Below are 22812 nucleotides of genomic sequence, written 5' to 3' on the forward strand. Positions count from 1 at the left end.
AACACGATGTTGCCCCTTGTTACTGCAGTGCGCCGAGGTTGATACCTGGCGCGGGCAAACTCATGGTTTCGACGTTCCACTTTTTCAAAATCCTGTCGTAAGTCCCATCGGCCTGGATGGCTTTAAGGCCGGCCAGAAGCGCCTCGCCCAGTTGCGTATTTTCCTTCAGGTACGCAATACCAATCAGGTTCTTAGGAAAGACCTCACCCGTGACAACACGAACCGGACGCGGGGCTTTTGCACTGATATCGCCGGCAATGGAGGTCGCGGCGACGATGAAATCCGCACGCCCCGAATAGAGCGACAAATAGACGGCATCGGCCGACGCGAACTCCAGTTTTTTAGGCACGTCTTTGCCAAGGGATTTGCAGTACGTCGAGAAATCCTGTTCTACAAAATCCACAAAGTTAGTACCTGACTGCACACCCACCGTCTTATTGCAAAGAGCACTCAGCTCCACCTCCGTGCCTGGGTTGTCGACCAACGTGAACGCCCCCATCGTGAGGTAGGCATAATCAACAAAGCTCAGCGTCTTGCGGCGCTCTGGGGTTTCTGAGACAGCCATCATGGCGATGTCGTAACGCTTGGCCTGAACGCCTGGGATCATGCCCGCGAAATCAATCGATGTTTCCTTGATGTCCACGCCCAGTGTGTCGCCGATGGCTTTAAGGATGTCGACTTCGAAGCCTTCGAATGTCTTTCCGTCTTCTCCCACGAACGTAAAGGGCGGCCACTTGGCCTCCGTGACCACATTAATAACTTTCGAGTTTCTAATATCGATTGGCAACAATGTACTCAACGGCTCTGTGCTCGCTGCAGCCCCCAGTGAAACACCCAGTGAGCCAATAAGGGCTGACGAAACGACGATTTTTTTTGCAAACGATGCAAAGCAATGCGAATTCATTATGTTCATGATTCTTTCCTGGTGGCGCAGGCTCTCCCGCGCCACGTGTTTATAGTTGGCGAGTGTTTTCAGTCGCACGTTCCAGCGTTATCGACAGTGACTTCTTGCCATTCAACGTGATGCTGCAACTGCCGGATCAGCGATTACCCCCACATCGTCGCCAGCGACAAAAATAGGCGGCAGTTCTTCATTCAAAAGGTAATCACCGATCACTCTGGCTTTATAAAGATGAGGGTTATGCGATGACAGGGCGCGGGCGTTTCGCCAATGCCGGTCCAACCCCCCTTTCACGTCGATCGCAGTCGCACCGAGCGTGTCAAAGAGCTCCGTAGCCGCAGTAAGAACCAGCGGGATTAAGGTCACTTGAGCAGATGAAATTTCGATGTCGGCTTTAACATAAGCCTCGTCGGTGGCGGCTGAGTCTTCGCCTTCTACGTTCCAGATATGCCAGGCATCCTGAAGCGCCTGAGCAGCTCCCAGCACAATGGCGCGAGCCGAGCTTGCGACTGCGCCGATCTTGCCCACTTGCATTTGAATAATCGGATCGTGGCGTGGCAAGCCGCCCGGGCCTGTGTAGTAAACCCGCTGGCGTGCCGCGACCTTTTCAGACACATCACGCGCAATCGCCCGCGCTACCCCGGCAATGGTTGCAAGGTGTACTAATTGTGCAAAACCACTGCCGGCCCTCAGCGTTTTTTTGATATGCGCTGAAATTTCGTCGGCATAGACCACCACATCCTCGAAAATCGACGATCCAGTGGCCGTCAGACGTTGCCCAAACCCATCCCAATCATCGAGCAAAGTGACGCCTTTTCTTTCTGCAGGAACGGTAATGATCACGCGGTTGCCCTGCTCGTCGACCCCAATCACCGGGATCCACTGCGCATACAAGCTTCCGGTCCCGTAGGCCTTTTTCCCATTCAGTCGAAAGTTTCCATCAGCATGAGGAAGAACCTGGGTGCGAATTTCCCCTATCGGTGTTCCAGGTGGCTCTGTAGTGGCGTTTCCAAAGAGCTCTCCGCGTGCAACGCGTTCAATCCACACTTTTTGTTTGTCGAGTTCATTGCCAACCATCAAACGCTCGACCCGAGAGAAGTGCAGCCTCAACGCTTGAGGAATGTTGGAGTCGGCAGCAGCCAACTCAATGAGCACTTCAAATAGCTGAACGATTGATGCACCGTACCCTCCTTGGCTTACAGGAACTCTTAGTGCGCCAAAGCGTGCATCTCGCAACCAGCCAATTTGTTCGAAAAGCAATGTCCGACTGCGCTCTCGCGATGAGGCATCCGTGCGTATTTTTTCAAAGATGGGCTTGAATATCGCAAGCAGTTCGTGGGTGGTGTATTTATGTTTTGTAGCGGTCATTGATAGCATCCTTAACGGAGTTGTACACACTTGACGTTGCATCTATAAAGCAAGCGATGTTGGGCCGCCGAGGGGACAAAGGTGTGCCCACGCACGTGCGAGTAGTGAGGGTTAGTGACGGTGATTAAGTGCGCTGGATAACCGGTTACCGGCGTATTGGATGGTGCTCACCATGGCGATCAGGATGACGATGACGCTGACCATCACGGTCGTGTCGAATCGCTGATAGCCGTACCGAATGGCCAGGTCACCAAGGCCACCGCCGCCGACCACTCCAGCCATGGCCGACATGCCCGTGACCGACACCAGGGTCACCGTAAATCCGCCAATAATTGCCGGCAGGCCCTCGGGCAAGAGCACATGCCATACGATCTGCCAGTTGCGCGCACCCATGGCTTCTGCGGCTTCGATGAGACCGGGGTCGATCTCCCGCAGCCCCACTTCGGCGATGCGCGCAAAATACGGCGTGGCGGCCACGGTGATAGGCACAACTGCAGCCCATAGGCCTATCGACGTGCCAACCAACAACCGCGTGACCGGAATCAGTGCGACCAGCAAAATGATGAACGGGGTTGATCGAAAGGCGTTGACGGTCCAGCCGACAATTCGGTGCAGGCCTGGCGCCTCGCACACGCCGCCGCGACCGGTGACGATCAGCAATAGCGCAATCGGCAAACCGAACAGCAGTGTCAGCAGGCCGGCCACGGCGACCATTTGGAGTGTTTCCCAAGCGGCGCTGAATATCATCTCGATCAGCGCATCAAACGTCAGTTGTAACATGGCCAAGCACCTCGACATCAACGGTATAGGGAAGCGCGCTGAGTCGCCGTTCAATGTCTTCGAGGGCGTTTTCCCGCGAAGGTGCGCACACCAACAGCCGTCCAAACGAATGGCCGCTGATTCGATCAACCGCACTGTCCAGCAACTTGAGCGGCCCGTTGATCACCTGAAAAACCGCCTGCAGATCGGGCGCGCCGGGAGTGTCGGGGCGCAGCGTTGCGCGAATCAGCAAGGTGCCTTCACCGGTCGGATAGCCGGGCCTGAGGTGGGCAACCAAGTCATCGGGAATGGCGTGGTCGAGTTGCCCCAGCAACGATTTCGTCACCGCGTGCTGAGGGCTGCCGAAAACCTTCCATACATCGCCAGACTCCACGATCTCACCATGATCAAGCACCGCGACGCGGTCGCAAATCTGGCGAATCACCGCCATCTCATGCGTGATAAGGACGACGGTGATTCCATTGCGCCGGTTGATCTCGCGCAGCAGTTCAAGGATGGAACGGGTGTTCTCCGGATCTAGCGCCGAGGTTGCTTCATCGCAAAGCAGTATCTGAGGGTCATGCACCAGTGCGCGGGCTATGCCCACCCGTTGCTTTTGCCCGCCCGACAGTTGCGCCGGATACGCGTCGCGTTTTTCCGACAGCCCGACCAACGCCAACAACTCGGTGACTTTGGCGTCGATTTGAGGTTTTGGAACGCCGGCCATGATCAGTGGCAACGCGATGTTGTGTGCAACGGTCTTCGCCGACATCAGGTTGAAATGCTGGAAAATCATTCCAATGCCTCGACGCAACTGCACCAGGCCTTCGCCTGCGAGGTTTTGGGTAGATGTGCCATTTACGGTGATCGTGCCGCGTGTGGGCTTCTCCAGCAGATTGATCAGCCTGATCAGCGTCGACTTACCCGCGCCGCTGCGCCCGATAAAGCCGAACACTTCAGCTCTTTTGATCGAGAGATTGATGTTGGCCAAGGCATTCACCTCACCCGACGGCGTCGCATAGCGTTTGCTGATGTCCACAAACGTCATGCTGACTTCTGGAGGGATGCGAGCGCTGGCTGCGGAACAAGGCTGAGAGGTGATCGTCGGCAATCCGGCCCGTGCAGCGAAGTGGCCGTTTGCAAAGTCGCTTGCCATCAGTTATTGCCCTCAGGCGCATAACGAAACTGTCTGCCGTAGTGGCGATGCGAAAGATGCGCGGCATGCTTTCCGAACAATTTTTCGCGCAGCGTGCCGTCGGCATAGTCGGTCTTATAGACCCCGCGTTGTTGCAACTCCGGGACTACAAGGTCGACGAAATCGTCATAGCTTTGGGGGGTCACAACACGCATGAGGTTAAAGCCATCGATACCTGTTTCTCGTGCGAAAGCTGCTAACTGATCAGCCACCTGGGAGCCTGAACCGACGAGGGGCAGATTGCGCGAGCCGAGCTTCATTTGCTCTAGCAGTCGCCGCACAGTCCAAGGGGCGCCGGGGTTGTAGCGAGTGATCGAATCGAGTATTGCGCCCATGGCTTGCGTGCTCTGGAGTGTGATCGGCTCATCGAGCGCATAGCGGGAAAGGTCTTCCCCAATCGAGGCACTAAAGTGCGTCAAACCGCCTGCCGCACTGGCGTACTGTTGGAACTCCAAAAGCTTTTCCTGGGCGCCAGCCTCGGTTTTGTCCACGACCACAACCACGCCGACGAAGATCTTGATGTCGTCGGCAGCCCGTCCGTTGGCCACTGCCCGGCGTCGCAAATCGTCAACGATGCTCTTCGTCACGCCGACGTTTTGGTTATTCGACGACATGAAGATGCACTCTGCATGTCGCGCCGCGAAGTCACGACCACGCGATGAGGTACCCGCCTGAAACAGCACCGGGGTGCGCTGGGGCGATGGTTCGCACAGATGAATAGCGTCCAGTTGATAGAACGGGCCGTTGTGCCTGACGCGGTGCACCTTTTGAGGATCGGTGAATCGCCCGGTCTTGCGGTCGCGCTCTACAGCGTCGTCTTCCCAGCTGCCTTCCCACAGTTTGTAAACGAGATCCAGGTAGTCATCGGCCATGTCATAGCGATTGTCATGTCGAATCTGTTCCGTCAGGCCCATCGCACGTGCCGCGCTGTCCAGATAACCGGTCACGATATTCCAACCAATACGGCCGTTGGTTAGGTGGTCGAGCGTGGAAAAGCGTCTGGCCAGCAGGTAGGGTTTTTCATAGGTCAGGTTGGCCGTGACGTTGAAGCTGAGGTGCTGGGTTGCATAGGCCATTGCCGAAATAGGGATAATGGGATCATTAATCGGTACTTGCACCGCCCCGTGCAACGCAGCATCTGGCGACCCACCAAACACATCGTTAGTGCCAATAACGTCGGCTAAAAACAGCCCGTCGAACTTGCCGCGCTCGAGTGTTTTTGCCAGTGAGACCCAATATTCCAGACTCGAATAACTCGGCGACTGGTCTTGCGGGTGCGTCCACATGCCATGGGAAATATGGCCAACGCTGTTCATGTTGAACGCGTTGAGCAGTAATTTTTTACCTGATTGCATGACGTACTCCAACGATTGAACGCCAGTGGTACGGGCCAATATCGGTGTGATTCCGTATGACCCAAACAACCACTGATACTTCGCAACTGCATTTACCAGGAAAACCCGACTTGCCCGCTGTACAGGTCAGTCAGGATCTTTTTCACATCGGGCGCGGTGTTGTAGATATTGATGAACTCGGCGATGCGCGGGTCGTTGGCATCTTCTGCACGCGCGACCCAATGGATCGCATAGAGGTTGTCTGGCTTCTCGAACACCAGCGCATCGGCAGGGTCCTTGCCCGCCAGTTTGACGAAGGAGGCAAATGTCAGCCCGACGTCCACGTCTGGGAGCGAGCGGACGACCTGCTGCGCCTCGACCTGAATAAATTTAAGCTTCTTGGGGTTCTCGACGACGTCTTGCCAAGTCGCGTCGTAGCTGGCGCCTTCCTTGAGTTTGACCAAGCCTAAAGATTGCAGGAACAGCAAGGAGCGGCCGGTGTTGACGGGGTCATTGGCGAACGAAATTTTCGCACCGTCCTTCAGATCGTTAATCGACTTAAGTTTTTCCGTATAAGCACCGAGCCAACTGATATAACCGGGCGCAACCGCGGAGAACTTCCAGCCATTGGCTTTTTGCGCATTCTCAAGAAACGGGAGGTGTTGGAAGTAGTTGACATCGACGTCACCATTGGCCAGCGCGCGGTTAGGCGTGACCCAATCAGTAAACTCATAGAGTTTGACATGCAGGCCTTTCTGTTCGGCAAGTTGTGCGGCATAACGAACAGCTTCGTTCGCCGGGCTCGCTGCCAGGCCAATCTTTAATGGCTTTTCTTCAGCGCTGGTAACGCCGCTTATCGCCAGACCACCAAGACTGGCAGCCAAGACAAACGCGCCAAGTGTGCGACGAGAAATCATAGTTGAATACCTTTGATTATAAAGTTAAGCATCGACGTTACAGGCATGACGTCGCGCTATTAGGCAAGTGTTAAATACTGCTTGTTATACCGTGGCCAATCACCAACTTACCTGGAGCAATGAGGCGATTAGTTATTCGATACGGAGGGCCAAAGAAATTTAACCGTTTCATCTTGGGGGACCTCATGCCCCAGGTTTCGCTCCCACGTCAGGTAATTACGGAACATCTGTTCGCGGTTCACTTTGGCGCGCATGGTTGATCCCCAGTCATCATCAAAAGGCGATATCAACTGTTGAGGTTGGACATCAACTTCCAGTGCAAGACCCGCCTTGCGCCAGGCCTCGGTTCCACCCTCCAGCACGTAGGCTTCAATCCCGAAGGCCCGTGTGAATTCAGACGCGGCATAGGCCGCATTGACCCCGTCGGGGGAAGTGAAAAGGAATGGGCCCTGTGGCTGGGTTTCAAGCCATGCGTACAGTGAGGGGCGCAACACAAACTTCGCGCCGGGAAGATGCCCCTGTTCGTAATTCAAGCTCGGCCCAACATCCAGCACACAGAAGCTGTCGAGACGTTTATGGACGTCCTGAGAGGTTAGCCACTGAAGATTTTCCGGCAGGGCGACGGTGCTTGCCCCGCCGACCAGGTTGAAGTCCTCCGAACCCACTGCAAGTACATGAATGTCAGCGTTGTCGAAGTGTGATAGCCAGAACGCGCTGACCGCAGCGCGCTTTAAATGGGCATCGTCTACAAGCACGACCCGCGCATTGCGCACCGGTACTTGCGCATCGTAGGTCATCAGCAATTGGCCGCCCGGCGCGGACACTGCCTGCTCAAGGTGCCCGGCCAGGTAGGAAGCCTCTGGGCGGACATCGAAAACGTAGAGTGTTCTGCTGTCTCGCTCTTCTACGAACCGACTGTATTGGCTCTGATCAATCACGCTCAGACCATGACGCTGAATGATGCCTTCAGCGTGGCCTCGCAAAACCGGGTCCGACTCGATGTGCCCCGGTGCTAGCAACCGGGAGTCTCCAGGCCCCGTGGGCACCCCGTGAAGAAACGAAGCCATGATTCCGTCTTCAAGGAACACCACGTTTGGCACATCATTAAGACGGGCCAGTGTGGTGGTCGCGACAATACCGCGTGTACGGCTAAAGCAACTAATGACGTAAAGGTGCCCTGCCTCAACCCGGTTCAGATGGTAAAGCGCAAGTTCGACGCCGGGTACGTTATGGGCGCCGGTCACGGTGGTCTTTTGATATTCCTGTTCGGGGCGGCAATCAATAACCGTGGTGGGCTGCCCGCTAATCAGACGCGCGTGAAGTTGTTCGGGCGTTATCGTCGGCGTTGCGTAATGGGCATGGGCCAAGTCCGAAAATGTCTTAACCAATGTGTTGTAACCCGTGCCCAACGGACAGCCGTTTTCAATCCATGCGCCGAGGCCACCTTCGAGCTTACGTATATCAGTGAACGACAGCGCGCTTAATAATTCTATCGCGCGTTCGGCGGTGCCTCCCACTGCGCCCTTATCATCAACAACAATAAGTGAAACACTTCGACGTGGCACAGTGGTCAACAACTGTGGTTCAAGGCTGCTTAATGCAACGTGCGCAGAAAGATTGATATGGCCCTGAGCATAAAACTTGGCTTCGCGCACATCGATTACTGCAATTTCGGAACGCTGCAGTAACGCATGGTGAAGATCAGTGGCTGAAATGAAATTTATTACTTGCAACCGCTTCATATTACGTCGCCCGAAAGTTCTACTCATCGTCGATCATTTTTATAGGGAACAACGCTTGCGTAGCAACTCGAATATTCTGTTCTCAGGCATCGGAAATTCTGTTGGGCCGCTCTGGAACGTCGGCCCGAAGGGCGAGGTATCCCAGGCCAAGCATCGAAGGGAGCACCCATTTTTTGCCGCGCCCACTTATTCCTTTATGGAATAAAAATAGCTCTCAACAGCCTTTCTATAAAATATGAGAAATTCCTATAATCGCGGGCAATTCGTGTACCGGTTCTCGCGTTGATGACTATTTCCACAATGAGTAACCCACGCCACGCAGCTTTGCACAGGCGTTGCTTGCTGCCATGAGCAGCAACTCAAAGGGCAACAGCATCGAGGGGCTGATCCCGTCAACCCAGGGGATTGCGCTTGTATCCGCAACACCAAGAGGCCGTCATGGCGTTTAACTACTCACTTAAACAACTGCGCTACCTCGTCACGACCATTGAATGTGGGAGCATCTCCGAGGCTTCTCGACGCCTTAATATTTCTAACCCAGCGATTTCAACGGCCATCAAAGACCTCGAAAGTCGATTTAACCTGCAGATTTTTATTCGCCATAAATCAAATGGGTTGATTTTGACTCCAGAAGGCTCCAGCTTCTTTGATCGCGCGATAAGTTTACTTCGCGATGCGCGAGAGTTTGAACAGCAGGTGAAAGGCGACAGTGGAGAAATTAGCGGGGAAATTGTACTGGCCTGCTATGACCCGATTGCTTCCTGCTATTTGCCGGAGCTCTTGGCTTCATTTAAAGAGCGTTTCCCGGCGGTCAAAATTGCGCTGCATGTCGTTCATCAACACAAAATAGCGGACGGTTTAAGGTCCGGAGCCTACGACTTGGCGTTGACCTATTCGGCAGGGTTAAGAGACACGCATAAATACATCGCGCTGCTGCCAGACCTTTATCCACGCGCGGTACTGCCCGCCGATCATCGCCTGGCCTCTTACGATGAAATTTCATTAGCGATGATCGCCGACGAGCCGCTCATCTTGCTCGATATCTGGCCCAGCAATCAGTACTTCCTTGATCAGTTCAAGGCCGCGGGCTTACAGCCCAATATCGCCTATAAAGTGCCGTCGATTGAACTCGTCACAGCCTTTGTTGGGCAGGGACTTGGCGTGTCTACCCTGGTGACGTTACCCGAGCAGATTCAGACCCCCAGCGGTAAAAAGGTCGTCACCCTGTCGCTCAGCGATCCATTGGTGGCGTCGAGCACCGTGGTGGCATGGAATAGAGACAAAGACCTTACGCGCCTCACGACTGAATTTGTGAACCACTGCAAAAAAGAGATCAAGTTGCCCAAGCATATGCGGCCGATGCCCGCAGAACTGGTTTCATATTGATCGCCCTGTTGGCGCTCACTCGCAACTCGAGCGCCCCCCATCGCTGGAACATCGCCCATCCATGGGCTCCTCTGTCCTGCACCATGCAGTGTTTACGAGTCTCTCCTCTTACCGCGCCTAGAATTTCTGCTCCACAGAAACGCCAAACGTCCTGGGTTCGCCCACCGCTGCGAGCGAGGCCAATGGGTTGGCGGAGATGAGGCTGTAGTAGGTTCTGTTCGTGAGGTTCTGCCCCCACAGCGAGACTTTGAACGTGTTGTCCGGTGACCAGGAGACGTCTGCACCCACCAGGCTCAGCGAGGGTTGGTAGAGATAGTTATCAGCCTCGTGATACACCTTGGCGGTGTAGCTGTAGTTTGCGCTTAGATCGACCGCGCCGGTGCCGACCGGAATGCTGTAGTGGATCCCGGCATTGGCACTCACACGCGGAGCACGGACCATATCGTTTCCGGACGCATCGGTGGCAGTCACTAGGTTGCCACCGCCCGACAACGGCCGCGCGCCCGGTGCATCCGGGAACGATGTGTAGCGCGCATGCAGCCATTCGCCGGAAAGGGTCAGGCGCAGTTGAGAAACGGGAGCCACTTCCAGGTCAACATCGGCACCGTAGATGTCGGCTGCCGCAGCGTTGCGCAGGGTTTGCCCGCTGGGGGTGAAAGAACTCAACTGGATGTTCTTGAAGTCGTAGTAGAACACCGACGCGTTGAGCCGAACCCTGTTGTCTGCCCATACCGTCTTGAGCCCTGTTTCGTAAGCGTCGACGATCTCTGGTTTTACCGCAGGGGCGGTGAGACTCAAGACGTTGAAGGTACCGCTCTTGAACCCACGGTTGTAACTGATATAGCCGAGCACATCTTCAGAGAAGTCGTGTTCATACGCCACGCGCCAGCTTGGCTCTTTGAAGGTCTCATCTTGCCCGGGTACGCGTGACCGCGTGGCTTGCCCGTCAGGGAAGTTGTTCTGGGTGTAGCCAGAAAGCTCGCGCCACTCCCACGTGTAACGGCTGCCGAAAGTGATACGGTCGCTGCTAGTGATGGGCAGCGTTGCCTGGCCGTAAACGGCAAATGACTCGGCATCTTGCCAGCCATGCGTGACGCTGCTCTGCAGCGTCGGAAAGTTCAGCCCCTTTCTCACGGACAACTGGTCGCCGCTGTAGTTGAAGTAGTAAACCCCGGTCGTCCATTGCAACGATGAGGCATCACCCGCGCTGAGCTGCAGCTCTTGGGAGAACTGTTTCTCGTTGACCTTGATGTTTGTCTGAAGGAAAGGTGTCGGTGTTACGTCACCCTCTGCCTCGAACGTGTAATTACCATCACGCCAGGCCGTGGTGCTGGTTAAGACGGCGGAATCAAAATAATGCTGGAGCTTTGCACTGACGCCGCCGGAGTTTGATTTGAGCGAGGGCTGGGCGTCCGAGTTGACGTCGTCATCGCCACCTGTATAGACACTGCCCCACCTCGGTTTGAGCCCGTCAAACGGTCGGATAGCCAGCCCGACCGACGTGTCGAACTTGGCGTAGTCCGCCGACAACAGCAGGCTGGTCGAATCATCGATGTCCCACAGGAGCTTGCTGCGCACGTTGCCCTTGTCGGTAGCGTTGACGTCCTTGCCGTTGAATTGGTTCTTGCCCCAGCCCTTGCCCTGATCGGACACAGAAAAGGACAGATTGGCAGCGACATTCTCACTTAGGCCCGTGCTGCCGTAACCGCTTGTGGTTCGGGTATCGTAGTTGCCGTAACCGACTTTGATCCGGCCTTCGGGGTCGTGGGTCGGGTCCTTGGTCATGATGTTTATCAGGCCGCCGGAGGCGTTACGCCCAAAGAGCGTGCCCTGGGGTCCTTTGAGCACCTCGACCCGTTCGACGTCGGTGATGTCCGAGATCGCGGCTGACTTGGACGCTTGATAAACCCCGTCCACGTAGACGGCAACCGAGTTCTCAACCCCAGGACCGTTACTGGACGTGCCCACGCCGCGCAGGAAGGGCGAGCCCAAGCCCACTCCGCGTCCGTAGACCAGCCCTGGCGTCAGGCGGCCAAGGTCAACCGTGCTGGTGACACCCGCGTTTTGCAACTGCTGGGCATCAAAGGATTGCACGGTGATTGGCACCTTCTGCAAATCTTCGCTGCGCCGTTGCGCTGTGACCGTCACCGTCTCCAGCGCTCCCACCGGCAGCGTTGTTTTTTTATCGTTGCTCTGCGCCTCGTCCGGCTCCTTGGCCTCGGCGGCCAACGTCTGTGAAGACCCCACGGATAACGCCGTGAGCAAGCTGCAAACCAAGATACTGCGATCAACCGTATAACGCATGAAGCCCCCCAAATTGACTAAGTTTTTTTGAAGTACATGCCCTTGATCCAGCGGATGCCGGGCACGGTTCAACAGGCTCAGGACGCCTTAAGGGGCGCCTCAAAAGAGCCGTTGATAAAGCCGAAGCTGCGAGAGAGGTAGGGCGCATAGCCGGTCGTGAACTGGCTTACACAGGCCATTGGCATGGCACTCAACACCCGCCTTCTCGAGAGGTTTGGGCAGTGCGCTCAGCGGTTACAAACGATCAAGGGATTTCCCCGACGTTTCGATACCCAGCGTGAGCATCACAAACACGATGGCCAGCAAGCAGATGCCAACCACCGCCATCACGCCGGCCACACCGGCGACGTTGATTAGCGCAAGTAACAAGAAAGGCAGAAACACCATCGACAGGCGCACGGCGGCCATCGAAAGCGAGGTGGCGCGCGCCCTGACGTTGGTTGGATACAGCTCTGGCAGATAGAGCCCCATAATCACGCTGCTCAGTGCGCCGAGGGTGACCTGGAGCAGAAACCCGACGCCGAGCAGGGTATAGCCATCGGTAAAGGGAAACGCTGCAGCCAACAGCAATGCAACAACGGCGGGGCCGACGATGCTTGCCTTCCTGCTGATGTGATCGACGAAGAAGGTGCAGACCACCCCACCGAGAGGAATCCCCAAGGACATCACCAGGTTGTAGGCCAAGGTGTTCGAGATTGAGAACTGGCGCTCAAGCAGCAGGGTGGGCAGCCACGTCAGGAAGCCGGTTGTCGCCACATTAAAACCAACGGCCAAAACCACTCCCAGGATGAGAGGCCTGGCCAGGGTGGCGGTGAATAACCCATCAGCCGTTGCCTCGCTGGGCAGCCCAGGCGTAGGGGGCGCCATAATCGGCCCCTCCTCTTCGATGCCCATCTTCGATAACGCCTCCCGAGCGGCTACATGCCGGCCGCGGGTCGCCAGCCATCGGGGGGATTCCGGCAGCACTGCCGTCAGGAAATACAACACGACGCAGCCCGCACCGGGAATGATGAACATCCACTCCCAGCCCCCCCAAGGCAGCAACAGGTAAGCGGCCAACGCCGCACCAAACAACGAGGATTTGCTGATCACTCCGCTGATGCCCACCCAGCGTCCACGCACGGCCACCGGAAGCAATTCGATCATCAGCGTCAAACCCACTCCCGGAACCGCCGCGATGCCCAAGCTGGCCACGAAGCGAGCGACGATCAACAGTTCCATCGTGGGTGCGGCAGCACACGCCAGCGTGCCGAGCCCCAACAAAAGCAACGCGCCGCGAAAGACGCGTAGGCGACCAAAACGATCGGCGAGCGTGCCAGAAACCAGATTACTGATGACACCGCCAACCCCGGTGACCGACAAAAATATAACGTTGAGTTCGCGCGTCGACCAACCGCTGGACAGCAGGGCTGCAGTCACGCTACCCGACAGCATGAGATCGAAGAAGTCGAAGAAAACAGCCAACGCAATCAGCGTGATGAACAGCCGATGACGGCCATTGACGGGCGCGCGGTCGATCACTGAAAGAGGCGTATTGGACGTGGAGCTGTCCGGATCTACAGGGACTGTGGTCATTGTTGCGCTCGCAAGGCGACCCTTATTCAAGGTCGCGAAAATGGAAGGTCAGGATGTATTGCCGGTGGTATCTACCGCGCACCCGCCTCGGCAGCACGCAACACGCGCAGGATGTTGGCGCCCCACAGTTTGGCGATGTCCACTTCGCTGTAGCCGCGCTCGCGCAGCGCCGTGCTGACGTGCGGCGCCTGGTCTGCGCGTGCCCAGCCCTCGACGCCACCGCCCTGGTTGAAGTCCGAGGCCAGACTCACGTGGTCGATACCGATGAGTGCTACCGCATAGTCGACAGCCCGGAGCAGATCATCCAACCCGGCAGGTTGGGTGGCCGCGATAATTGCCTGGTAATAGGCTTTGCGCTGCTCCAGCGTCAGCCCCGCATAACCTTCCTTCATCCCGCCATAGGCTTGCGCGATGGCCTCGCGGGCCTGTATTTCATCCGGGCTCAGGTTTCGCAGGTAGGGGCCGAAAGCAACAATGCCGACGACGCCACCCGCCTGGGCAATCGCGCCCAACTCTGGGTCCGACAGGTTGCGAGGGTTATCCACCAGGCTACGAACCCCGGAATGGGACGCTATCACCGGTACGCGACTGGTCTTCAGCACCTGAAAAAGCGCATCACTCGACAAGTGCGATACATCGAGCAATAAGCCAAGGTCGTTGGCCCTCTCAACGGCTGCAAGGCCCAGTGCCGACAGCCCTCCATGCTCGTTGGGGCGCTGGCTGGACAGCGGACGGGACGAGTCGGCAAATGCGTTGTTGCCCACGTGGGCGAGCCCCAGTACCCGAACGCCATCGCGGTAGTACCGATCTATCGCCTCCAAGTCAGTGCCGATGGCGTGTGTGCCCAGCAATTCGATCATGATGGCCGTTCTGCTTTCGCTGGCGATGCGTATTAGCTCGTCAGCAGACAGTGCCAACCCAACCTTGCTGGCGTTAACGGCACACATCTGTTTGATCGCACTGATCTTCGCGTCAATGATCGCCAGGTCCGACGCCACTCCGGCGCCGCCCTCACCCGGCACTACATTGGCGGCGAGTACGACGCCAGCAACGCCTCCCGCGCGAAGCAAGTCCACGTCTACTGCTGTTCCCGTATCAATGGTCCCTTGCGCAGTGACCACCAGCGGGTTGGGTACATCGGCGTGACCGTCGATAATGAATAAAGAAGTTCCGTCATAACTTTCAATTGCCATGTGTACTCTCCGCCCTTATTGCGAACACATTTTTGCCGTGACGCGTTGCTAGCGTTCAGTTGAAAAACTTATTGGGGGGCGCTGGCAAATTAAGAATGTCTCGCAAGGTCTTTCCCGGGTATTCGGTACGGAACAGACCGCGGCGTTGGAGTTCGGGAATCACCTGGCTGGTAAACAGTTGAAGGCTGGTGGGCATGACGGCTGGCCCGATCAGGAATCCGTCGCAAGCGCCGGCGCGGTACCACTCCTCCAACTGATCAGCAATTTGTATCGGGCTGCCATGGAAGATTGGGCTGCCGAGGGTGCGCGAATAGCGCAGGTAAACTTCGCGAATGCTGGGAGAGTCCTTGCGCACCCATTCGTTGATAATCTTCCTTGGTGCACTGGCACCTTCCATTTCCTCGGGCAGTTCCGGCATGGGCCCGTCGACGTCATACCCGGTGAGGTCGGCAGAGACCAGTTTGGACAGGTTGCCGAGCGCAACAGCGGGCGACGTCAGCGCATCGAGCGTGTGACATAACTCATCCGCTCGCTGCTGCGTAGCGCCTGGATAAATGGACGCCGACATCAATACCTTGAGGCTGTCTGCCGAGCGACCATGACTGACCGCACGAGCCTTCAAGTCGGCAGTGATGCGCTGTGCCTGTTGCAGGGTGCCGCCAACGGCGAACACACAATCAGCAGCGTGCGCAGCCAACTCGAGTCCCGACTCTGACTGCCCGGCATGAAAAACCACCGGTCGTCCCTGCGGCGAGCGCGCGACGTTCAACGGCCCCTTCACCTGGAAGTATTCGCCGACATGGTCGAGCGGACGTACCCGATCAGCATTGAGATAACGACCACTTTGCTTGTCTTGGAGAAAGGCGTCGTCCGCCCAGCTATCCCATAGGCCCAGTACTACATCAACGAATTCGCGAGCCCTTTCGTAACGCAGATCTTTGGCGAGATGCTGTTCACTGCTGAAGTTGGGAGCATCCCCTTCATTTGAGCCCGTGACGACGTTCCACCCCGCCCGCCCCTTGCTCAGGTGGTCGAGTGAGGCGTAGCGACGGGCGACATGGAACGGCTCATCGTAAGTAGTAGAGGCAGTCGCGACTAAACCGATGCGAGTAGTGACCGCCGACAGGGCCGATAACAACGTGACCGGTTCGAACACCGCGGGCCTGGAAGTTGGTGTCATGGCTTCGAAGAGTTCGCGATTGTGCATCTCACGAACACCACTGCCGTCGGGCAGGAATACCATGTCGATTTTGGCGTGTTCAGCCATTTGCGCGCATTCGACCAGTTGGTCAAAGTTAAGAACAGTGTCATCCCAGGCGTCGGGGTGTCGCCAGCCGTTAAGGTGCATGCCGACATTGGTAAGTAACGTCATGATATGCATCATAGTGCTCGCCCACTTGGGTAATATCGATAAAACCCACATATTGAAAAACGCATGTAGCGCTCCGTTATAAAATAGTTATGAGTCCCGATAAAACACAGCCTGAACGGGCAACAGCAAGTTCGGCGCGGGCGTACCAACCCCGTTATTAAATAGGCATAGCGCATATTTAAAGGCTGAGTACAAAAGCGTTAGTGTGGGTCAACAGCACACTCACGCGCACACTTTCGCGCGGAACTTACCCAAAGCACTCTAATAAGTTAGTACGCAAAAACTGGCGCCTGACACGCATCGGTTATTCAAAAAGCGACTGAGCCATACGCCACCCGACACGCTCCTCTTCAGGCAATGTTACGAATCGCCCAGGGCCAATACGAGATCCATAATGGAACAAAAGAAGTCATAAACGGACATTTATCGAGGCCTCAGCTACAGCCCGCCATAGCGCATCTGACGCGTGGTTTTCCCGGTCCAGCGCTTGAACGCCCGTCGAAAATTAGAGCCATCACTGAATCCTACTTTTACCGCAATGTCCTCAGTGCTCATCTTTGTGGTTTGCAGATACTCCATCGCAAGGCTGCCTCTGACACCATCCAGGATCGTCCCGTAGTCCGTTCCTTCGGCTTCGAGCTTTCGGCGCAATGTCCGGGTGGTAATGTGCATCTGCGAAGCGATCTGTTCCATTGTTGGAAACTGCTCAGGGGTCAACCGAAGCATCTGATGCACCTCGCCTGTCACGCCCGAATGGGCGTTGGTTTGACGCATCAAACGATCACATGCGTCCCGCAATGACGCGTGTGTGAGTCGATTCGCGAACTGGGGGACCTGGGAGAGGGTCGATGGGGGATAGTGCAGTTCGCTCACAGGGCAATCAAACACACACTCACACCCCAAGAACTGCTCATAAATAGCTTTATCACCGGCGTCAGGAAATGCAAACAGCGCCTTGATCGGCCGACACCCCTCACCCGCCGTATCCAGAAGGTGGGTCATCTGTTGTGCCATTTGCTGGCGAATCAGAAACTCGCGTGCGCGCTGGGTAATCAAGTGGCCGTAGGTGTCGAAAAATACCCAAACGGCAACATCAGCCTCCTCCCGCCAATTGAAGCGCACTGCCGGCGTCGCCAATGCTTGATACGTTACGGAGAAATCAAAAAAATCGCGGAGTGTTGAACTGGACATCAACCCGTGCCCATAAACGCCGTAAGCTGACAAGTGCAGGCGCCTACCCACTTGGAAAGCGGTTGCGGCATCTGCCGATGCCGCGATCACATTGTCGCACGCGTCGATGTACTGACGAATGGAGGTCAACGTAGTCAAATCATTAATATGGGTAATATCAAGCTGGGTGCCTTGCAGGACGACATCGGAAGGGATGCCTTGCTCAGCGACGGTATTGATGAGTGCTGCGATTTTATACGGAGCAAATACTTTTTGCTTCGAGAACACTTGAATTTTTGGAAGCATAGCCAATTACCCTTATGAGCTGTCCATCTAGGACTAAAAACTGCCCTGTTACAAGGTTGCAAGCCAAGTGGTAAGTCCTTATTACATCCGCTATAAAGAAGAACTAAGAGTGCAGGATAATCACTTTAAAACTGCCATCGAGCCACTGCATCATTCAAAGGAGCCCTCTCATAACTGATGACTTACGTGCACACGTCGCCCCCATAAGAAAAAAAGAATACTAACTGGCCGGCGAACGCCGGCTCAAGTTCTTTCAACCGTTTGATTATATCGTTGTCGCATATTTATATATCCCCTTCGACTTCACCGTCAAAGGCATCGCCCTGACCTAGAACTCGGCAGTGGCCCTATTCGGGGTGGGCGCCCGATTGGCCACGCTAGACCTCGGTTACCTCGGGCAGGTCGGCGACAGCTACAGTGACCACGGCGCACGCCCGGGGCTGAATATTGCAATTAAAAAAGCGCCATTGCGCAGCACTGGACGGTGAATAGCAGGCAATTATTTATTGCCTGGAACGCTCGGTTTCGGCTTAAAAAAAGCGACTATAACGAAAAAATGACAAGACCAACCAAGGAAGTCCTTATCTTGCGAGTTCGTGCCACCTGATTAAAAAACTCTGGGCCCAAAGTCTTTGCAGGCTAGGCAGCAGGTAAAAAAATCTGGACTAGGCTCTCGGCTAATCGCGCGCAATCTACTCAAGGAAGGGGAATGCAATGCTTCGACAATTGGGCCGTACCCGCCACGTGTTCACGCCTCTGCTGGCAAGTTTGCTAGCCAACCTATGCCTCACGGTACACGCCACACCCAAGCCCAACGCTCTTTAACAATAAGCACGACTACTCTCTACTGGAGAACTTATGTTGCCACTTTGCAACGCTGTGGCCGGTCATTCGGCATGGTTATTCTCGACTTTATTTTTCAGTAACCGCCAACCACGCTCCTCTCACGGGGCGGGCAATTCTTCAGCGAACCGCCGCCTTTTACAGTGGATCGTATGGCTATGCTTGCTGATGCTGGGGAATTCAGCGCTCGCCGGCCCAAGCACCGAATGCCCTCCTAATCAAAGCTTCACCGTCGGTTCAGGCAAGACTCATACAATCGACCTGTCGGGCTGTACGCCATTTGGTTTCACCGGAATGCCGGTACCGCCCTCGCACGGGGATATCCCCAACGTGGCAGGGAACGGCGATGGCATCGTGTTCTATACGAATAATGGCGATGGCGCTACAAGCGACACCTTTACCCTGCGCGATGACTTAGCGGGCGACATTATCTTCACGGTCACCGTCTTGCCAGCCAACGACGCCTTCACGGTGACACCTTCCAACGTGCCCGCCCCCCTGATCGGCGTGCCTTACAGTCAGAGCATGAGTTCGACTGGCGGTGTCGCGCCCTACACCTATACGTATAACCCCACCAAGCTGCCTGCAGGCATCAGCGTGTCGACGAATGGGGTGATTTCCGGAACCGCGACCGCCACCGGTGTCTTTGTTTTTGCCGTAACGGTGACCGACTCGACCGCAGGCGCACCATTGATCGTCACCAAGAACTATTCCGTGACGGTCGCCCACCCCACACTGGCCATCACACCCGCCAGCCTTACGGCAGCGGGACAGTCAGTGGCCTACAGCCAACAGCTATCCACCTCCGGGGGCACCGCGCCCTACACCTACGCAGTGGAATCCGGCACGTTGCCGCCCGGCCTGAACTTGTCGCCCAGCGGTTTGCTGTCGGGCACGCCCAACAACTTGGGCACCTATAATTTTGTGGTGAAATCCACTGACATCACCGGTGGCGGCGGGCCATATAGCAAGACGATAAGCTATTCGATCGTTGTCAGCGCCCAGCCGGCGCCGGCCATCGCCGGCGCCGTCAGTGCCCCGATAACTTATGGCAGTACCGCCAACCCGATTACCCTGAACCTGAGCGGCGGCGCGGCGACCTCGGTGGCAGTGGCATCGAGCGCCCAGCACGGCACGGCAACGGCCAGCGGAACCAGCATCACCTACACCCCGACAGCCGGTTATGGCGGGCAAGACAGCTTTACCTACACCGCCACCAATGGCGCCGGCACCTCAGCGCCGGCTACCGTTACCATCACGGTCAGCGCGCCGACCGTAACGATTACGCCGTTCACCTTGCCCTCAACCACCGTAAGCACGGCCTACAGCCAAGCCATAACTGCCGCGAACGGCTTCGCGCCGTACACGTACGCGATCACCTCCGGCAGCGTGCCGACCGGTATGAATATTAATGCCACCACCGGTTTGCTGTCTGGCACACCGACGGCCGCGGGCAGCTTCAACTTCACCGTGGGCGCAACGGACAGCTCGACGGGCAGCGGCCCGTATTCAGGTGCGCAGGCCTATACGATGACGGTCAGTGCACCGACGATCTCGGTGGCACCAACGGCTTTACCTACGATGACGACCGGCGTCGCCTACAGCCAGGGCATTGTCGCCACTGGCGGTACGACCCCCTATAGCTATGCCATCACCGCCGGCAGCGTGCCGACGGGACTGAGCCTGGCGCCGGACGGTACCCTGTCTGGCACGCCAACGGCGGCGGGGCCCTATAACTTCACAGTCACCGCCACCGACAGCAGCACCGGTACAAATGCTCCTTTCACCGGTTCGCGGACCTATTCCGGCACTGTGGCGGCGGGTGCTCCCGTTACCGGCGCCGTCAGTGCCCCGGTGGCATATGGCAGTACCGCCAATTTGATTAACCTGAACCTGAGCGGCGGCGCGGCGACCTCGGTAGCCGTGGCATCCCCCCCCCAGCACGGCACGGCAACGGCCAGCGGTACCAGCATCACCTACACGCCGACCACCGGTTATTCCGGCCAGGACAGCTTTACCTATACCGCGACCAATGGCGCCGGCACCTCAGCTCCAGCAACCGTTACCATTACCGTGGGTGCGCCGGCCTCCCAGACCATCACGTTCGCCAACCCCGGCGCGCAGAATTTCGGTACAACACCGACCTTGACGGCAACCTCCGACTCTGGCCTGACGCCGACCTTTACCTCATCGACCACCGGCGTTTGCACCATCACCTCGAATGGTGCGCTGACATTCATTACAGCCGGCACCTGCACCATCAATGCCGACCAGGCTGGCAATGGTACTTATCTGTCCGCCCCGCAAGTGAGCCACAGCTTCCTCGTCAATGCCATCGTCCCCGGCGCGCCAACCTCACCTGTCGCCACTGCCGGCAACACCAGCGCGCAGGTGAGCTTTACCCCTCCTGTGGTGACTGGTGGAGCCGCCATCACCACCTACACCGTTACCTCAAATCCAGGGGGCATCACCGCTACCGGTGCCAGCAGCCCGATCACCGTCAACGGCCTGACCCATGGTGTTGCCTACAGCTTCACCGTCACCGCCACCAACAGTGCCGGCACCGGCCCTGCGTCGTCCGCTTCAAGTACTGTCGTCCCCACCGCCAATCAAATCATCACCTTTAACAACCCGGGGACACAGAATTTCAATACCCCGCCGACCCTGACCGCCACGACCGACTCCGGGTTGCCTGCGCTCTTTAGCTCGGCAACCCCCGGCGTATGCAGCATCACACCGGGCGGTGCGCTGACCTTCATCACGGCCGGCACCTGCACCATTAATGCTAACCAACCTGGGGACAGTGTCTATTTGCCCGCCACTCAGGTGAGCCAGAGCTTCACCATCAACGCAGCCGGCGCTGTACCGCTGGCGCCCTCGCAGACACTCAGTGCTGTTCCCGGACAGCCAATCGACATAGACCTCACCACGGGTGCCACCGGCGGGCCATTTTCCGCGGCGAGCGTGGTCTCGATCACACCGGCCAACGCCGCCAGCGCCGTGATCAGCGGCAGTGGCAACAGCTATAAACTGCGCTTCTTAGCCAATGCGAACATAGCCGGCAGCGTGGCGGTGAGCTACATCCTGAGCAACGCCTTCGGCACCTCGGCAGCGGGTGTCATCACTTTCAACGTGATCGCACGCAGCGACCCCAGCAAGGACGCCGAGGTGCAAGGCCTGATTAACGCCCAGGCAAATAGCAGTCGGCGCTTCGCCAGCGGCCAGATCAGCAACTTCCAGCAACGCCTGGAGGCCCTTCACAATGGCAACGTCAGCAGTTTCAGCAATGGCTTCAACCTGACCTCGAACGGCCTGCGCCGCCAGCGCGGACACGATGAGCCCGATGTGATGCAACAGTGGCAGCAGGTCAGGAACGCCAACGACAAGGACCGCGATACGCTGCGTGCCCAAGCCACAGACGACTCCACCCCCGCCCTGAACAATCAGCCCGGCTCGGCCCCCGCCTCGCCCCTGGCGTTCTGGACCGCCGGCACCATCAGCGTTGGTAACGATGCGCGAGGTTCTGCCAGCCAGGATCAGGACTTCGTCACGTCGGGGCTTTCGGCAGGTGTCGACTATCGATGGTCGCCCCAACTGACACTGGGCCTAGGTTTCGGCTATGGGCACGACAAGACCGATATCGGTGACAACGGCAGCCGCAGCGAAGCCGACAGCTACAGCGTGGCCTTCTATGGCAGCTACCGCCCCCTGAAGGACATCTACCTGGACGCGGTACTCGGCTATCAGCGCCTCAGCTTCGATACCCGTCGCTATATCACCGACAACGGTGGTCGGGCCAAAGGGGATCGCGATGGCAAACAGTTATTCGCCTCGCTGGCAGCGGGCTATGAGTACCACAAAGGCCTCTGGCTGCTGAACCCTTACCTGCGCCTGGATGTCGCCGATGCGAGACTGGACAGCTACAAGGAAAACGGCGACAGCCTGTATGCCCTGTACTACAGCCAGCAGACCGTCAAAACAAGTAGCAGCAGCCTGGGCCTGCGCAGCCAATATGCGTTCACCAGCACGCTTGGCGAGCTGACACCGAGCGTGCGCCTGGAATTCCAGCACGACTTCCAGGGCGCCGGCGATGCATCAATGCGCTATGCCGACTTCAGTGGCGGCCAGCAATATCACGCCAAACTCGATGCCTTGGGCCAGGACCGCGGCCTGCTAGGCCTCGGGCTCGGCCTGCGCACCACTTCCAACTGGAGCCTGCGCATGGAATATCAATTCACCCTCAGCTCAGGTGATCAACAGGCACAATCGCTGCTGTTCAACCTGGAAAAACCGTTCTAAGCGCCTATTCACGCGGCTGGTAGAGCGCAGGCGCGGTCATACACCGCGCCTGCTCGACAGTTTTGGGAGAGATGCCGTGGGGTTTCACTCGGCGTTCATACATCCCGATGTCGCGCTGTCGCTGCACCTGTGTAAGAAAGCCGGTAAG

Annotated in this window: 14 protein-coding genes; 2 read left to right on the forward strand and 12 right to left on the reverse strand. The window is 57.0% G+C overall.

Annotated features, from left to right (window positions below; genetic code table 11):
* Positions 1-19: 19 nt before the first annotated feature.
* From HF257_RS00340 to HF257_RS00370, 7 genes are all read right to left on the reverse strand, one after another.
* Entirely contained in the window at positions 20-913 is an 894-nt protein-coding gene (locus HF257_RS00340) for an ABC transporter substrate-binding protein (RefSeq protein WP_185704201.1), read from the reverse strand.
* Positions 914-1015: 102 nt separating this feature from the next.
* Complete coding sequence (locus tag HF257_RS00345; protein WP_185704198.1) at positions 1016-2269, reverse strand: acyl-CoA dehydrogenase family protein; 1254 nt, start codon at positions 2267-2269, stop codon at positions 1016-1018.
* 111 nt (positions 2270-2380) lie between these two features.
* Positions 2381-3040: a methionine ABC transporter permease gene (locus tag HF257_RS00350; RefSeq protein ID WP_408635588.1), complete on the reverse strand. Its 660-nt coding sequence runs from the start codon at positions 3038-3040 to the stop codon at positions 2381-2383.
* The gene (locus tag HF257_RS00355) at positions 3030-4076 is read right to left on the reverse strand and encodes a methionine ABC transporter ATP-binding protein (RefSeq protein ID WP_185704378.1); all 1047 of its coding nucleotides are present in this window, start codon (positions 4074-4076) and stop codon (positions 3030-3032) included. The genes HF257_RS00350 and HF257_RS00355 overlap by 11 nt, the downstream gene beginning before the upstream one ends.
* Positions 4077-4183: 107 nt before the next feature.
* Complete coding sequence (locus tag HF257_RS00360; RefSeq protein ID WP_185704194.1) at positions 4184-5578, reverse strand: LLM class flavin-dependent oxidoreductase; 1395 nt, start codon at positions 5576-5578, stop codon at positions 4184-4186.
* 92 nt (positions 5579-5670) lie between these two features.
* Positions 5671-6474, reverse strand: a complete 804-nt coding sequence (locus HF257_RS00365) for a MetQ/NlpA family ABC transporter substrate-binding protein (RefSeq protein ID WP_185704192.1) — start codon at positions 6472-6474, stop codon at positions 5671-5673.
* Positions 6475-6602: 128 nt separating this feature from the next.
* The gene (locus HF257_RS00370; RefSeq protein ID WP_185704190.1) at positions 6603-8216 is read right to left on the reverse strand and encodes a rhodanese-like domain-containing protein; all 1614 of its coding nucleotides are present in this window, start codon (positions 8214-8216) and stop codon (positions 6603-6605) included.
* A 438-nt stretch (positions 8217-8654) separates the two neighbouring features.
* Here HF257_RS00370 and HF257_RS00375 point away from each other — a divergent pair, with 438 nt between their 5' ends.
* A complete protein-coding gene (locus HF257_RS00375) occupies positions 8655-9602 on the forward strand; it encodes a LysR substrate-binding domain-containing protein (protein ID WP_185704187.1) in 948 nt (315 codons plus the stop codon).
* A gap of 117 nt (positions 9603-9719) precedes the next feature.
* On the opposite strand, the gene HF257_RS00380 is transcribed toward HF257_RS00375, so the two are convergent.
* From HF257_RS00380 to HF257_RS00400, 5 genes are all read right to left on the reverse strand, one after another.
* Complete coding sequence (locus HF257_RS00380; RefSeq protein WP_185704185.1) at positions 9720-11906, reverse strand: TonB-dependent receptor; 2187 nt, start codon at positions 11904-11906, stop codon at positions 9720-9722.
* A gap of 234 nt (positions 11907-12140) precedes the next feature.
* Positions 12141-13481, reverse strand: coding sequence for an MFS transporter (locus HF257_RS00385; protein WP_185704183.1), 1341 nt, complete (start codon positions 13479-13481; stop codon positions 12141-12143).
* Between the two features lie 71 nt (positions 13482-13552).
* Positions 13553-14674, reverse strand: coding sequence for a dipeptidase (locus HF257_RS00390; RefSeq protein ID WP_185704181.1), 1122 nt, complete (start codon positions 14672-14674; stop codon positions 13553-13555).
* A gap of 55 nt (positions 14675-14729) precedes the next feature.
* The gene (locus tag HF257_RS00395; protein ID WP_198913445.1) at positions 14730-16046 is read right to left on the reverse strand and encodes an LLM class flavin-dependent oxidoreductase; all 1317 of its coding nucleotides are present in this window, start codon (positions 16044-16046) and stop codon (positions 14730-14732) included.
* A 438-nt stretch (positions 16047-16484) separates the two neighbouring features.
* Positions 16485-17522: an AraC family transcriptional regulator gene (locus tag HF257_RS00400; RefSeq protein WP_185704177.1), complete on the reverse strand. Its 1038-nt coding sequence runs from the start codon at positions 17520-17522 to the stop codon at positions 16485-16487.
* A 1137-nt stretch (positions 17523-18659) separates the two neighbouring features.
* Between HF257_RS00400 and HF257_RS00405 the strand changes: the two genes are divergently transcribed.
* Complete coding sequence (locus HF257_RS00405; RefSeq protein ID WP_185704175.1) at positions 18660-22664, forward strand: autotransporter domain-containing protein; 4005 nt, start codon at positions 18660-18662, stop codon at positions 22662-22664.
* Positions 22665-22812: the final 148 nt, after the last annotated feature.

The organism is Pseudomonas cremoris, assembly GCF_014230465.1.